This is a genomic window from Vreelandella sp. F11 (genome assembly GCF_042466685.1).
Taxonomy (GTDB): domain Bacteria; phylum Pseudomonadota; class Gammaproteobacteria; order Pseudomonadales; family Halomonadaceae; genus Vreelandella.
Map to the genome: position 1 here is coordinate 4,009,011 of NZ_CP170448.1, position 14,153 is coordinate 4,023,163.

At 57.5% G+C, this 14,153-nt stretch carries 13 protein-coding genes; 6 read left to right on the forward strand and 7 right to left on the reverse strand.

Annotated elements, in window-relative coordinates; translation table 11 throughout:
• Position 1: 1 nt before the first annotated feature.
• From ACFIOZ_RS18365 to ACFIOZ_RS18375, 3 genes are read right to left on the reverse strand one after another with little or no spacing between them, the layout of a single operon-like run.
• Entirely contained in the window at positions 2–1,192 is a 1,191-nt protein-coding gene (locus ACFIOZ_RS18365; protein WP_386080253.1) for a four-carbon acid sugar kinase family protein, read from the reverse strand.
• Positions 1,189–2,208, reverse strand: coding sequence for a 4-hydroxythreonine-4-phosphate dehydrogenase PdxA (gene pdxA / locus ACFIOZ_RS18370; RefSeq protein WP_386080255.1), 1,020 nt, complete (start codon positions 2,206–2,208; stop codon positions 1,189–1,191). The genes ACFIOZ_RS18365 and pdxA overlap by 4 nt, the downstream gene beginning before the upstream one ends.
• Positions 2,205–2,969, reverse strand: coding sequence for an SDR family NAD(P)-dependent oxidoreductase (locus ACFIOZ_RS18375; protein ID WP_386080256.1), 765 nt, complete (start codon positions 2,967–2,969; stop codon positions 2,205–2,207). The genes pdxA and ACFIOZ_RS18375 overlap by 4 nt, the downstream gene beginning before the upstream one ends.
• 260 nt (positions 2,970–3,229) lie before the next feature.
• Between ACFIOZ_RS18375 and ACFIOZ_RS18380 the strand changes: the two genes are divergently transcribed.
• Genes ACFIOZ_RS18380 through ACFIOZ_RS18390 form a run of 3 tightly spaced genes read left to right on the forward strand, consistent with a single transcriptional unit; the run spans position 3,230 to position 7,174 of the window.
• A complete protein-coding gene (locus ACFIOZ_RS18380) occupies positions 3,230–4,393 on the forward strand; it encodes a fumarylacetoacetate hydrolase family protein (RefSeq protein ID WP_386080258.1) in 1,164 nt (387 codons plus the stop codon).
• A gap of 52 nt (positions 4,394–4,445) precedes the next feature.
• A complete protein-coding gene (locus tag ACFIOZ_RS18385) occupies positions 4,446–5,747 on the forward strand; it encodes an L-fuconate dehydratase (protein ID WP_386080259.1) in 1,302 nt (433 codons plus the stop codon).
• Positions 5,747–7,174 carry an FAD-binding oxidoreductase gene (locus ACFIOZ_RS18390; protein WP_386080261.1) on the forward strand — a complete coding sequence of 476 codons (1,428 nt, stop codon included), beginning with the start codon at positions 5,747–5,749 and terminating at the stop codon, positions 7,172–7,174. Before ACFIOZ_RS18385 ends, ACFIOZ_RS18390 begins: the two co-directional genes overlap by 1 nt.
• Positions 7,175–7,232: 58 nt before the next feature.
• Here the strand turns inward: ACFIOZ_RS18390 and ACFIOZ_RS18395 are convergent, their stop codons facing one another.
• From ACFIOZ_RS18395 to ACFIOZ_RS18410, 4 genes are all read right to left on the reverse strand, one after another.
• Complete coding sequence (locus ACFIOZ_RS18395; protein WP_386080262.1) at positions 7,233–8,528, reverse strand: TRAP transporter large permease; 1,296 nt, start codon at positions 8,526–8,528, stop codon at positions 7,233–7,235.
• Positions 8,525–9,067, reverse strand: coding sequence for a TRAP transporter small permease (locus ACFIOZ_RS18400; RefSeq protein WP_386080264.1), 543 nt, complete (start codon positions 9,065–9,067; stop codon positions 8,525–8,527). The genes ACFIOZ_RS18395 and ACFIOZ_RS18400 overlap by 4 nt, the downstream gene beginning before the upstream one ends.
• Positions 9,068–9,172: 105 nt before the next feature.
• Complete coding sequence (locus ACFIOZ_RS18405) at positions 9,173–10,153, reverse strand: TRAP transporter substrate-binding protein (protein ID WP_386080266.1); 981 nt, start codon at positions 10,151–10,153, stop codon at positions 9,173–9,175.
• A 121-nt stretch (positions 10,154–10,274) separates the two neighbouring features.
• Complete coding sequence (locus ACFIOZ_RS18410; RefSeq protein WP_386080267.1) at positions 10,275–11,183, reverse strand: LysR family transcriptional regulator; 909 nt, start codon at positions 11,181–11,183, stop codon at positions 10,275–10,277.
• A gap of 149 nt (positions 11,184–11,332) precedes the next feature.
• Between ACFIOZ_RS18410 and ACFIOZ_RS18415 the strand changes: the two genes are divergently transcribed.
• The 3 genes from ACFIOZ_RS18415 (at position 11,333) to ACFIOZ_RS18425 (ending at position 14,152) form a co-directional block, all read left to right on the forward strand.
• Complete coding sequence (locus ACFIOZ_RS18415) at positions 11,333–12,538, forward strand: CaiB/BaiF CoA transferase family protein (protein ID WP_386080269.1); 1,206 nt, start codon at positions 11,333–11,335, stop codon at positions 12,536–12,538.
• Positions 12,539–12,548: 10 nt separating this feature from the next.
• Entirely contained in the window at positions 12,549–13,493 is a 945-nt protein-coding gene (locus tag ACFIOZ_RS18420) for a hydroxymethylglutaryl-CoA lyase (protein WP_386080270.1), read from the forward strand.
• Positions 13,494–13,666: 173 nt separating this feature from the next.
• Entirely contained in the window at positions 13,667–14,152 is a 486-nt protein-coding gene (locus tag ACFIOZ_RS18425) for a PAAR domain-containing protein (protein ID WP_386080272.1), read from the forward strand.
• Position 14,153: the final 1 nt, after the last annotated feature.

Consider the following 14,153-nt stretch of genomic DNA (forward strand, 5'->3'; position numbering starts at 1 on the left):
CTTATGTAGATTCAAGCCTGGAACCGAGCTGATAGTGTAAACGCACCAATAGCGGCGGGTCGCCAAAGCCGCCCGCTTTAGTCATCACTCTGCGAGCAGGATCCCCATCCAAATAGCCCAGGGCTACGCCCGGCGACCACTCAGCCTCAACGACGATATAATGCACACCCTGCTGACTAAGCACCGCCATGGCGATATCACCGCCAGTTAAAAACAGCAGACTCTCATCTGCGTTCCGCGTTGAGATAATACTCGCTACCTGAACAGCCATTGCTTGCGCCACCTCACTCGCCGTGAGAGTGCCCTCCTTGCAGCCTGGTACTACCACGCAGACACGTAAATCATGGGTAGCCAAGGAGGCATCAACGGATCTTCTGCACGCTTTTATAACGACTAAGTCAGGCCACTGTTGACACAGCTGCTCAAGCTGTTCAGCAGCGCGAGGGCTTCTAGAGCCTACGGCGTAGAGCACCGCGGCAACGTTACTCAGCGCACGAAATTGCGCATCAGGAGGCCCAAAGCTGCGCTGAGCGATAGCCGTTGCCAGCCCCGCCGCTCCTATCATCACGCGGCTTTCGCCAGCAGCTATTAATTCGTTATAGAGGGCTGAGAGCTCTTCGTCGCTCTCGGTATCGACGATGCAGTCAGCACTTGGAAAGGGTGCTCCTCTCCCAGGCCGATGGTGCTTCAGCGGCACTCCATGAGCGGCAAAGGCCTGATCAATCGGGCCAACCTGCGGCGCCGATCGCGCATCCTGTTGGTAGGCAGTGTCTGCAAGAGGAATCCCATCTACCCACACCTGGGCATCACGCACAGTTCGCCCCTGCGCCGGCACCGCAGGCGCCAGCAGCAAAGGTAGGCTAAGCGCTTCTCTCACTGCCGTGCACTCTGCAATCACCTGCCCCCGCAGGGTTGAGTCGATTTTTTTAAACCACTGTTTTGGGGTGGCGCGCGTTAATAATCGAACTGCCTCTCTCACCCGAAGCGCCGCCTCCTCGGCCTTTAGATGACGGGATTCAGTGTTCACGGCGATTACGTCTGGCCACTGGCCTTGCCACGCTTCCAGCGTCGCCGCTAACGCCTCCAAACTAATCACCACGCGGGCATCACCACCCCGCGCGGCAAACGGTGCCGCGGTATCCAGTGCCCCGGATAGATCATCGGCAATAATCGCCAATCGGCAACCGCTCATGCCTTGGCGCCTCTGGCTAGCCGCCGGGCATAGGCAATCGCAGCCCCCATATTGGTGGCATCGGCTTTGCCCTGCCAGGCAATGTCGAAGGCGGTGCCGTGATCCACAGACGTGCGCTGAAGTGGCAAGCCGAGGCTGACATTGACCGTGGTATCAAAGGCGATCAGCTTGACGGGAATATGGCCCTGGTCGTGATACTGGGCGATGACCAAATCGAACTCGCCTTTCGACGCGCGGTAAAACACCGTATCCGCCGAGATCGGCCCGCTCACATCGAAACCGCGCTCGCGCAAGCGTTCCACCGCCGGGGCGATACAGCGGCTATCCTCGTCACCGAAAATCCCTCCTTCGCCGCAGTGCGGATTGAGCCCGGCCACGGCAATACGCGGCGCCTGCATACCTAGCGCTACCAAGTGCGCGTGCCCTGCCTCCACGGTGGCGATAATGCGCTCTGGGGTGACTCTATCGATCGCGTCGCGCAGCGATACGTGAGTGGAAACATGCAGGGTAGAGAGCGTCTCCGACGCCAGCAGCATAAACGACGAGGGCGCACCGGTCAGCGAGGCGAGCATACCGGTGTGGCCATCGTAATGGTGCCCCGCTTCGTGCAGCGCCGCCTTATTCAACGGGGCGGTGACAATCACTTGCGCACGCCCCGCCTGCACCAGCTCAACGGCTTTCTGAACGCAGCGAAACGCCATATCGCCTGCACCGGCGCTGATTTGACCATCGGGAATCTCTACCCCTGCGGGCACTTCGACCACCCCAACGGCCACACTGTCCTGACCGCTTTCTATCTGTTCCAACGGCACAAAGTCGAGCTCGACCCCGACGCTTGCTGCCGCACGATGATAAATAGCTGGGTCGCCGATCACCATGGCCATGGCTCGTTCAGCGGCGGACATCGTACTCAACGCACGGCAAATGATCTCCGGGCCGATGCCAGCGGGGTCACCCATGGTGATGGCAATTTCATAACACTGCTTTGATGCATAATCGGCAGTTAATGTGTTCATGGCATTAGCTGCCCGCCGTTGACCTCAATAATCTGGCCGTTGACATAGCCACTCAGCGTGTCGGTGCCAAGAAACACATAGGCACCCACGCACTCTTCTGCCGTGCCCAAGCGCCCCATGGGAATCGAAGCCCGAGCAGCGGCTAAATGCGCCTCACTGGAGTGGCGGTCATGAAAGTCAGTTGCAATCGTGCCGGGTGCCACGGCATTAACGCGGATATTGTCGCCCGCTAGTTCCTTGGCCATATTGCGGGTTATCGTACTTACAAACCCCTTGGCAGAGGCGTATAACCCGGCACCACCCCCGCCACCGTTGCGCGCGGCAATCGACGTGGTGTGAATAATATTCCCGCCCCCTGCGCGGCGAAAATGCGGCAGCGCTGCGCGGCTGGCCATGATCACCGAGCGCACATTAAGATCCATGACCCGGTCATATTGGTCATCGTCCATCTCATCCAAGCCAACACGGCCCATCATGTCCCCCGCGTTATTGATCAACAGATCCAAACCGCCTAACCGCTCGGCAGCATCGTCAACAAGCTTTTGGGTTTCACTGGTGTGACTGACATCCGCTTTAAGGGTAAAGGCGTTGCCGCCTGCATCACGAATAGCCTGCGCCACCGCTTCGGCGGGCGCTTCACTGCTGTGATAGTGCACCGCCACGTGGGCCCCTAGCGCGCCCAACTGCTTAGCCACGGCGGCGCCGATTCCGCGGCTAGCCCCGGTAATCAATACTCGCTTGCCTTTCCACTCGTCTAACATGAAATTCTCCTTAATGCTTTTTTGCTTTTATTGTTGAACGCCGTGCTCGGTGAAGTCGCCGTCATCTAGACAGATTTACCTATCGACCCGAAATAGAGCGGTGCGCTAGAGTAAGGCATGAACTGGCATACCTGTCATACAACACGATATCCATAACAGGATAGGCGATGGCGCACCAACCGCCAGTCGTGCACCATTTTTAAAGACTCACTTATGACTGTTCCATTATCACTGTTCCATGATTACTACAGGAGGCACGCATGAACCCACTTTCCGTTACTGACGCCGTTCCCAATGACCTGGATAACGCGCTGCTGGTTGGCCGTGTATGGCTGGATAGCCCGCATGCTGGCCCCGCACTGGTTACCGTGCACGATGGCCAAGTCATCGACATCACCGAGTTTGGCCCGACCATGGCCGACCTGCTTGAACGCGACGACCTTCTAGAGGTAGTCAAACGCGCTGAAGGTAAGCCGCTGGGCAGTTTGGAAACACTCTTGGCTAATTCCCAGGCGTCTCCGGCGCAAGCGCCCTACCTGCTCGCCCCTTGCGATGTGCAGGCGGTTAAAGCATGCGGCGTCACTTTTGCGGTCAGCCTGATGGAGCGCGTGATTGAGGAGCAAGCGGGTGGCGATCCCGCCCGTGCTGACGAGTTGCGTGACGACTTGCAGGCACTGATCGGCAGCGATCTTTCCAAGATTGCACCGGGTTCTGAAGAAGCGATGGCGCTTAAAAAAGCACTACAGGCCCGCGGCGGCTGGTCGCAATATATGGAAGTTGGTATCGGCCCCGACGCGGAGGTATTTACCAAAGCCCAGCCGCTCTCCTCGGTAGGTTTTGGAACCCCGGTGGGCTTACACCCGTCTTCGCAGTGGAATAACCCCGAGCCGGAAATTGTCCTGGCAGTCGATAGCCGTGGTCAGGTGCGTGGCGCGACCCTAGGTAACGACGTCAACCTGCGCGACGTTGAGGGGCGCAGCGCGCTGTTGCTCGGCAAGGCGAAAGACAACAACGCATCCTGCTCTATTGGCCCCTTCATTCGTCTCTTTGATGACCACTTCGATATCGACAGCGTGCGCAACTGTCAGGTATCGCTGCGTATAGAGGGTGAAGACGACGACTTTCTGCTTCAGGGCGAGAGCGATATGCGCGAAATCAGCCGCGACCCGCTGGATCTGGTCAGCCAAACCATCGGCGACCACCACCAATACCCGGACGGCTTTATGCTGTTCCTCGGCACTATGTTCTCGCCGATTCAGGATCGCGACGGTAAAGGCCAAGGTTTCACTCATCATATGAATGACCGCGTCACTATCGCCACCCCGGCCCTGGGCGCCCTGGTCAATAAGGTAAGCAGGAGCGATCAGTTGCCGCCCTGGACCTACGGTATTCGCGAGCTGATGCGCCACTTGGCACGCCGTTAATACTCCTCTTATCAATCAATACGCCACCCGCCTCAACGCCAAGGAGAGCACAATGACAACCATTACTCGCGTCGAGATTCAGGATATTCGTTTCCCTACTTCGCGCTCGCTGGATGGCTCAGATGCCATGAACGCCGCGCCGGACTACTCCGCCGCCTACGTTATCCTGCACACCGATGACGGTAGCCCTGAGGGGCACGGCCTGACCTTTACCATTGGTCGCGGCAACGAGATTGTCGTCACCGCCTTGCAGTCGCTGTCACCGCTGATTGAAGGGCGAACGCTTGCCTCAATTACTGACAATATGGGTACCTTCTGGCGGGAAATTACCGGCGACAGCCAATTACGTTGGATTGGCCCGGATAAAGGCGCGATCCATCTAGCCACCGCCGCCATCGTCAATGCCGTGTGGGATATGTGGGCGAAAAAAGAGGGCAAACCGGTCTGGAAGCTGCTGGTGGATCTGACGCCCGAACAGCTGGTGCGCTGTCTCGACTTCCGCTTTGTCACCGATGCGTTAACGCCCGAAGAAGCGATCTGTTTGCTGCGTCGCCAATCCTCCGGCAAAGCAGCCCGGGAAACCGAAATGCGCCGCGATGGCTACCCCGCCTACACCACCTCCGCAGGCTGGCTGGGCTACAGCGACGATAAAGTGCGCAGCCTGGCCCGGGAAGCGCTGGCGGAAGGCTGGACACACTTTAAACAGAAAATTGGCGGTGATCTCGAAGAGGACGCCCGCCGCGCGGCGCTGCTCCGCGATGAGATCGGCTGGGACAATGTGCTAATGATGGACGCCAACCAGGTATGGGAAGTCGACGAAACGGTCACCAAAATGCGCCGTCTGGCGGAATTCGATCCGCTATGGATCGAAGAACCCACCAGCCCTGACGATATTCTCGGCCACGCCGAGATACGTCATCGCGTCGCGCCTATCGGCGTTGCCACCGGCGAGCACTGCCATAACAAAGTGATGTTTAAGCAGTTCTTCCAGGCCGATGCCATCGACTATTGTCAGCTCGATGCGGCACGCCTGGGTGGACTCAACGAAGTTATTTTAGTGGTGCTTATGGCCGCAAAATTCGGCGTACCGATCTGCCCTCACGGCGGTGGCGTTGGGCTTTGCGAATACACCCAGCATATCTCACTGTTCGACTACATCGCAGTATCCGGCAGCCTTGAGGGCCGTGTGCTTGAGTATGTGGATCACCTTCACGAGCACTTTATCGACCCGGTGGTCATCAACCGTGGCCGCTATCAGGTGCCCGAGGCGCCGGGTTACAGCATTGCCATGCATACTGATTCCCAAGCAAAGCACCGCTTTCCGGAAGGTGCGGCCTGGCAGGAAGAGAGTTAATGATCGACACCACCACCTTTTTAGATGAACTCACCAGCCTGCTCGGCGAACGCGGTCTGCTGCGCGAGCCGGAGGCCATGGCCCGCTACGTCAGCGACTGGGCGGGCGATACATTAGGCATGCCGCTGGCGGTGGCCCGCCCGGCCAGTACCTTGGACGTCGCCGAAGTCGTTAAGCGCTGCTATGAGCAAGGCGTCGCCATGACGCCCCAGGGTGGCCATAGCGGTTTGGTGGCAGGCGCTTTGCCCGCCGCAAACGGCCAGGAACTGGTGATCAGCTTGGAGCGCTTAAACAGCGTGCGCGCGATTGACCCGGTTAACTTCACCATCACGGTAGACGCGGGCTGTATTCTTGAGAACGTGAAGTTGGCGGCGTTTGATCATGACTGCGACTTTCCGCTCTCCCTAGGCGCCCAAGGCAGCTGTCAAATCGGCGGCAATATTGCCACCAACGCGGGAGGGCTTAACGTACTGCGCTACGGCATGATGCGCGAGCTGGTGCTGGGGCTTGAAGTGGTGCTGCCCGATGGGCGCGTCTGGGAGAGCCTGAACGCGTTGCATAAGGACAACCGCGGCTACGACCTTCAACAGCTGTTCCTAGGCAGCGAAGGCACCCTGGGTATCGTCACTGGCGCGGTACTCAAACTCTCACCGCGCCCTACCCAGAACCGAACCGCACTGCTTGGCCTGCCTTCCGTTCAGGCGGTGATTGATCTTTACGGTTTGGCGCGCCGCGACTGCTGCGATCTGTTGACCGCTTTTGAGCTGATTCCCCGCCGCTGCATCGAGCTTGCTATTGAGGCCACACCTGAGCTGCGCGACCCGATGGAGAGCGCCTACCCCTGGTACGTGCTGATGGAAGTCGCGGCCACGGGGCCAGTAGATTTAGGCTCGATGTTGGAACAGCTGCTGGAAACCGGCATGGCGCGCGAGCTAGTACTGGATGGCGCGCTGGCCTCCAGCAACACCCAGTCCGCCCAGCTGTGGCAGTTCCGCGAAAGTATGCTGGAAGGCCAGCGGCGACGCGGAGAGCATCTGCGTACCGATATCTCGGTGCCTATCTCGGCGATACCCGACTTCGTTACCCGTGCGAGCGAGGTCGTCATGGCCGCCTCCCCCGATTGCGAGATCATTGCCTACGGCCATGTGGGCGACGGCAATCTGCACTTCAATATCCTGCCGCCCGTATCACTGGCGGACAGCGACAAGAGAGCGCATTTGCATGACCTGGAGGAGCGGCTATTTGACGTGCTTGACGACTTCTGCGGCAGCATCAGCGCCGAGCACGGCATTGGCCGCACCAAGCAAGCGCCTTACTTAGCGCGGCTATCGCCACTTGAGCGGGAGTTGATCAGCGGTGTTAAAGCGTTATTTGACCCTAAAGGGCTGATGAACCCAGGGAGGGTTTTGCCTGCAGAGGAGCAATAACAACGCCCACTTTCCCCGCGGAAAAGCCCCTCGGGGCTTTCTACCAGTTACGCCTTAATCAATACCCCATGATACCCGGCAACCAGGTCGCCAATCCCGGCACAGCGATTAGTAACAAAATGGTGGCAATAATCGGCAGTAAGAACGGCATGATCGCCGTAACGACCTGACCGTAGCGCAACCGGGTAATGCCCACCATTAAAAACAGCACGGTGCCGAAGGGCGGCGTAATCACCCCCACCGAGAGTGTAATCACCATCACGATACCAAAGTGAACGGGGTCTAACCCGGCACTGAGTGCTGCGGGCACCACAATCGGGGTGAAAATCAGGATGCTTTCGATCACCGACATAAAGCAGCCGATCAGCAGAAAGAACAGCGCGAAGCAGAGCAGCAGGGCAAACGTTGGCATATCGATGCTGGCGACTTGGCCTGCCAAGGCTTGAGGAATTCCCATACGCACCAGTATCCAGCCATAAAAGCTGGAAACCGCAATAATCAGCAGGATCACCGCGCTAAACATCAGGGTGCGACGGAAGGCACTGTAGAGATCTCGCCAGTTCAAATCCCGATAGATCAAACCACCCAGAATAACCGCGTAAAGCGACGCAATCGCACCGGCTTCCGTCGGCGTGAAAAAGCCGCCCCAAATGCCACCGACAATAATCGCCGGCATCATCAACGGCAGAATGGCACGCTTACCAGTGCGGGCCACTTCACAGGCATCAAAGGGGGTTGGCTTTGGCATTACCACCTTGCCAGTGGCACCGAGCAGCACGGTCATGCCCATTAGCAGCAGCGCCATCAAAACACCCGGCAGCAGCCCCGCCATAAACAGCCCGCCAATACTTACATTGGCCAGCCAGCCATAGACGACTAGTGCGATGCTGGGCGGCAGAATCGGCCCGATAACGCTGGAGGCGGCGGTAATGCCGGTAGAGTAATCCAGTGCATAGCCACGCTCTTTCATGGCCTTGATTTCGATGCTACCCAGCCCGGCAGCGTCGGCCACGGCAGTGCCTGACATGGTGGCAAAGATAGAGCTGGCGACCACGTTAGCGTGGCCCAGGCCCCCCTTGGTAAAGCCCACCAAGGCGGTGGCAAAGTCAAAGATCCGCGTAGTGGTGGAGCCGATATTCATAATATTGGCGGCCAGAATAAACAGCGGAATCGCCAGCAGCGTAAAATTATTGAGCGTTTGCACCATACGTAGCGGCAAAAGCTCGACAGGCAAACCGCCAGTCCCGGTAAATACCAAGGCGATAAACGAGGTGACGCCAATAGCGACGACCACCGGCAAGCCAATCGCCATTAGCACTAAGAGGCCACCGACAAAAATCAGAAGTTCGGTCATGGCTGAGAGGCCTCCTCTTTATGGGGTGCGTCCAACCACGCTACTGGGCCACGCAAGCATTGCCACAGAGCAATCAGCGCCATGCCCGCAAAGCTGAAGAAAACACCGTAGTAGAGGTAACTAAAACTGATGCTTAACGAGACCGTTTTATTATTGGCACTCATATCTGACATGATCCACGAGCCCCAGGCAGCGAGCAGAAGAAAACCGCAAGAAATCAGCGCAGCGAGCCGATATTGGATATTTTTACCCAGCCCTGAGAGCTTGTGGCTAAACAGGTCTACCACCAGATGCTCGCTGCGCACCCACGCCGATAATGAGCCAAAACCAATTGCGTAAATCGCCAGCATTGACGACACTTCTTCAGTCCAGGGCATACCTAGCCCCAGTAGGTCACGGGCAATCACGGCCGCTACGATCAACAGCAGAATAGCCGCTATAAGCGCCACGCCCACCCCGTCGCAAAGACGAGTAACGCCGCGCAGCGTATAGAAAGCAATTCGATCCAGACCCTTATCGGGCGCTACCGCGTCTTCCACAGGAAAACTCCTTAGCTAACGTCTTTTTGGTCGTCTATGAGGACTTATTTGACTTGTAAAACAACGACGGCCCAATGGGCCGCCGTGATTTCTGTCCAGCGCGTGTTACTCGCTGTCGTTACCCAGCGCGTCTTCACGTACACCGTCGGCCATGTCAGCCATGACACGATCGATGGCCGGTAACGCCGCTTCGCGGAAAGGCGTCACATCCGGCTCAATGACGGTCATCCCTTCATCCTGAAGTGCTTCTAGATAGAACTCGTCAAGTTCACGCTCTTGCTCTGAACCGTATTGACGAGCTATGTCGATCGCCTCTTCAATCAATGCCTGATCATCAGCTTCTAAGCCATCCCACCAGCGCGAACTGGCCACCCAGCTCCACGGAAACTGTACGTGGCTGGTCATAATCAGGTAGTCCTGTACTTCCCATAGGCGACGGGTGTAGGGGGAGGAGAGCGAGTTCTCATGGCCATCTACCTGACCGGTCTGCATGGCGAGATAAATCTCTGGCGCAGGCACGTTCACTACCTGAGCGCCGATCTCTTCCCACACTTCCAGCCATACCGGCAGCGAAGGCAGGCGCAGGCGAAAACCTTCCAGATCCTCCGGTGTGTGAATCTCCTTATTCGCCGTCATATGGCGGGGGCCACGGTGCTGCAAACCAAAATATTTCAGGCCGCCCTGGCTTTCTGCTTTCTCCACCAGCGCTTGGCCGGAAGGGCTCTCCATATAGGCGTCTACTTCATCCCAGGTGGTGAACACAAAGGGAACCGTAATGGCGTCGTATTCAGGCGCGTACTGCTGGCGCCAGTTACCACCGGTAATGGAGAGCTGGGTTTGGCCCAGGTTCAACAGTTCCAACACGGCGTTCTCACCGCCCAGAGAACCGGCTAAAAAAGGACGCACTTCAAAGCGGCCTGGTGCCTGCTCCTCTAAATATTCAGCAAAGCGTTCAACGGCGGCGCTTTCCGAACCGCCTTCGCTCATAGTGTTGTTGACTTGAATTTCGATGGGGTTAGCCAAGACGAACGGCGCCGTCGTTAGCATGCCTAGGGTCGCCAGCGTGGCAAGTAGTTGTTTCCGCATGGGAGGACTCTCTACGGTTGTCGTTATTGGGTGTGATGCTGGTTTGATCTTGAAACAAGCTGCCCAGTGTCTCAAATCGACGTTCGAGAAGGCTGGCTTCGTCAAATACGATGGCTTGGCTTTAGAGTATGCTCCCATTCCGACGATGTTGAGTGAGGTGGTCGACTAAATGCCGAGCTGTAACCGGAAGCGTGGCGTAACGGCGCATGCCAATGACCAACTCCCGCTGAGCCCATGGGTCGCTGAGCGGAATGCTTTTGAGCTGCAAATCCCCCAGATCACGGTAGATGGTCTGCTCGGGAAGTACCCCCACGCCCATGCCATGGTGAATCATGCGGCAAATAGCGTCGAAGCTGCGTACCTGAATGCGCATATGCAGCGCTTTGCCGGCCAGGTTGGCCTGTTCATTCAATAGCGATTGCAGCGAAGCGTCCTGCTGTAAGCCAATAAAATCAAACGCCAGCGCTTCGTTAAAGGCGATGCTTTCACGCTCAGCCAAAGGATGATCAATGGGCGTCATGAGGACTAACCGATCATGCCGATAGGAGAGCTGCTGCAGGTCGGGAGCCGCCACATGCCCGGCGAAAATACCAATGTCGGTTAGCCCATCGCGAACCGCGGCAATGATTTCACTGCTAACCCGCTCCTGTAGATCAATTTTAATTTCCGGATAGAGGCGTGAAAAAGCGCTGAGATCCTGAGGTAGAAAGGCAATAATTGCCGAGGTATTGGAGTGAATGCGCACATGGCCGCGCACGCCCTCACCATATTCGCTAAGCTCTGCGTTAAGACGTTCAATGTTATCCATAATACGCCGAGCATGATGCAGAAATGCTTGGCCTGCGGGGGTCAACTCCACGCCTCGAGGGCGACGATAGAGCAGCGTTGTACCCACCAGCGCTTCCAGGTCGCTAATACGTTTGCTCACCGCGGCAAGCGCCAAATGTTCGCGCTCGGCAGCCGCCGTCAGACGCCCCTCATCCGCCACGGAGATAAACAGTTTAAGGGTGACGAAATCGAAGCGGCGCATGTAACGGACTCCTTTAAAGCAGGCTCACTATGGTAGCCCACACCTTCGCCAGCCACGAACCCTTTGTTACCCATTGCCTAATTGTCCCCTCTAGTAAGCTCAAGCATGCTGGCAACATAGTGATAATCCAATGATAAGAGAGAGCCTTAATGAATGCTTCCGAAGCGCGCCAGCTTCCGCTAAAGGGCTTAAAAGTTCTAGAGCTTGGCCAACTGATTGCGGGGCCATTCGCCACCAAGCTGCTGGGCGAATTCGGTGCCGACGTGATTAAAATTGAGCCGCCAGGCACCGGCGACCCACTTCGCAAATGGCGAATGATAGAGGATGGCACCTCGCTGTGGTGGCATGTGCAAACCCGCAACAAGCGCTCTGTGGCGCTGGATTTACGTAGCGAAGAGGGCCAAGACCTGGTGCGCAAGCTCGCCGCCGAGGCCGACGTGGTGGTGGAGAACTTCCGCCCCGGTACGCTGGATGACTGGGGGCTTGGCTGGGAAGCGCTCTCCACACTCAATCCACGACTGATCATGGTGCATATTTCCGGCTACGGGCAAACCGGGCCTTACCGCGACAAGCCCGGCTTTGGGGTGATTGGCGAAGCCATGGGAGGGCTGCGTTACCTCACCGGCCAGCCGGGAGAGCCTTCGGTACGCGTGGGGGTGAGCATCGGCGACTCGCTTTCCGCACTTTACGCCGTCATCGGTACACTACTCGCTCTTCAGGAGCGCAACCGCAGCGGCCTGGGCCAAGAGATCGACGTGGCGCTGTATGAGTCGGTATTTGCCATGATGGAGAGCCTGCTGCCGGAGTTCGATGCCAGCGGCCAGGTGCGCGAACCCAGCGGCAGCGCCCTGCCCGGCATTACCCCTTCCAACGCCTATCGCTGCCAGGATGGCGATTACGTGCTAATTGCCGGTAACGGCGACAGCATCTTCAAGCGCTTAATGGGCGTGATTGGTCGTGATGATCTCGCCAACGACCCGGCACTGGCTCACAACGATGGGCGCAGCCAGCAAGCAGAGATGATTGATGCGGCGATTCAGGCCTGGACGGAAGATCGCCCTAGGGATGCCATTCTGCAGGCCCTGGATGAAGCCCGCGTTCCTGCAGGCTATCCCTACACTGCAGAAGATATCGCCCATGACCCCCACTACTTAGCCCGCGAGATGATCCAAACCTTTACCCGCCCCAACGGCAAACCGCTCAAAGTCCCCGGCGTGCTGCCTAAGCTTAGCGCTACCCCCGGGCGACTTGGCGACGGCGGCCCGGCGCTTGGCCAGCATACCGACGATGTGTTGGACGAGCTGGGCATTGACCACGAAACTCGCGCCAAACTACGCCAAGCGGGCATTATTTAGGGAGTTAGTTATGAACCAGTTATCACCATGCCCCGCCAAGATAGAGATCAACGAAGTTGCTCCCCGGGACGGCCTGCAGATTGAGGCGCGCTTTGTGCCGACGGAAGAGAAAATCCGCTGGATAGACGCACTCTCCACCACAGGCCTACGGCGAATCGAAGCAACTTCGTTCACTTCACCGAAAGCGATTCCCAACCTGCGCGATGCTGCTGAAGTGGTGACCGGCATCCAGCGTCGAGAAGGGGTCGATATCACGGTGCTGGTACCCAACGTAAAAGGCACCGAGCGGGCGCTTGCCTGCCAAGTGGATGAAATCAATCTGGTGATGTCAGCCAGCAACAGCCATGGGCTGGCCAACCTGCGCATGACGCCGGAACAATCCCTAGAGCAGTTTGCGGCGATCTTGGAGGTCAGCAAAGGCAGCGACGTGTTTATCAACGCCTCGCTCTCTACCGCCTTTGGCTGCCCCTTCGAAGGCGAGATACCCGAAACGCGGGTAGTAGAGCTTGTTGAAAAGCTTATTGCCCTTGGCATTCAGGGCATCACACTCTGCGACACCACCGGCATGGCCAACCCTGCCCAGGTCAAACACCTATGTGAAGCCGTGCTTGAACGCTGGCCTGGAACACCATTTACCCTGCACTTCCACAACACCCGCGGCATGGGCTTAGCCAATGCACTAGCGGCGTGGCAGGCGGGCATCACCCGCTTTGATACTTCATTAGGTGGGCTGGGCGGCTGCCCCTTCGCCCCCGGCGCCAGCGGCAATGTGTGCACCGAAGATTTAGTGCATATGTTTGAAGCCATGGGCGTGGATACCGGCGTCGACTTGGACGCACTACTGGAGATCGCCGCCACCCTCCCCGACCTTATCGGCCACGATGTGCCGGGGCAGGTAGTCAAAGCCGGGAAATCGACCCGGCGTTATGCGATGCCAGCACAACAAGCAACGTAATTATCATCTCGGTTGCTTCAAACGAACTCACATTTACGAAGCCTCAGTTTTATTAACATCATTATTTACTGCACAAGGCCATCCTGATATCTTGAATGACAATCAGTTCAATTAACTGGCAAGCAGTTAAGCCAGCTTCTTTCTATCGGTTTAATTAGGACGATTATACCGCCATGGAACAAGCCAAACTGAGCGATCAGGTTGCCTGCCCCTGTAACGGAGGCCCTCACCGCATTGTTAGTGCGGCTTCGGCCACCTTTGTTGACGGTCTGCCCGTCGCACGTGTTGGTGACCGCAGCTCCTGCGGTGCCACTATCGTCACCGGCCTTGATTGGTACCCCATTGAAGGCGCCGCTGCGGCTATTCACGGTAGTAAAACCTCCTGCGGCGGGGTCGTTATTGCGGCCTCCACAGCTATCACCGGCCAACCAAGGGGAGGCACAAACGCTTCATCACCTCCTGCTATTCAACCGCCGCGCTACAACCGTCGCGTAGTGTTTCGCGACGAATACGGCGCTCCTCTTGCTCATGAACCTTATCAGCTTGTGTTAGAAGGTGGCGATACCAAAGAGGGGCAGACCAACGCCGAGGGTGAAGCCGAACTGATGGATTCAGACCTTGCCGCCAAGATGGTCGATATTCTGATTAGGAATAAATGAA

Bases quoted from the DNA above. Each gene is read 5' to 3' on its own strand.
- ACFIOZ_RS18365 (WP_386080253.1), bottom strand. From the start codon at position 1,192: ATGAGCGGTTGCCGATTGGCGATTATTGCCGATGATCTATCCGGGGCA.
- pdxA (WP_386080255.1), bottom strand. From the start codon at position 2,208: ATGAACACATTAACTGCCGATTATGCATCAAAGCAGTGTTATGAAATT.
- ACFIOZ_RS18375 (WP_386080256.1), bottom strand. From the start codon at position 2,969: ATGTTAGACGAGTGGAAAGGCAAGCGAGTATTGATTACCGGGGCTAGC.
- ACFIOZ_RS18380 (WP_386080258.1), top strand. From the start codon at position 3,230: ATGAACCCACTTTCCGTTACTGACGCCGTTCCCAATGACCTGGATAAC.
- ACFIOZ_RS18385 (WP_386080259.1), top strand. From the start codon at position 4,446: ATGACAACCATTACTCGCGTCGAGATTCAGGATATTCGTTTCCCTACT.
- ACFIOZ_RS18390 (WP_386080261.1), top strand. From the start codon at position 5,747: ATGATCGACACCACCACCTTTTTAGATGAACTCACCAGCCTGCTCGGC.
- ACFIOZ_RS18395 (WP_386080262.1), bottom strand. From the start codon at position 8,528: ATGACCGAACTTCTGATTTTTGTCGGTGGCCTCTTAGTGCTAATGGCG.
- ACFIOZ_RS18405 (WP_386080266.1), bottom strand. From the start codon at position 10,153: ATGCGGAAACAACTACTTGCCACGCTGGCGACCCTAGGCATGCTAACG.
- ACFIOZ_RS18410 (WP_386080267.1), bottom strand. From the start codon at position 11,183: ATGCGCCGCTTCGATTTCGTCACCCTTAAACTGTTTATCTCCGTGGCG.
- ACFIOZ_RS18415 (WP_386080269.1), top strand. From the start codon at position 11,333: ATGAATGCTTCCGAAGCGCGCCAGCTTCCGCTAAAGGGCTTAAAAGTT.
- ACFIOZ_RS18420 (WP_386080270.1), top strand. From the start codon at position 12,549: ATGAACCAGTTATCACCATGCCCCGCCAAGATAGAGATCAACGAAGTT.
- ACFIOZ_RS18425 (WP_386080272.1), top strand. From the start codon at position 13,667: ATGGAACAAGCCAAACTGAGCGATCAGGTTGCCTGCCCCTGTAACGGA.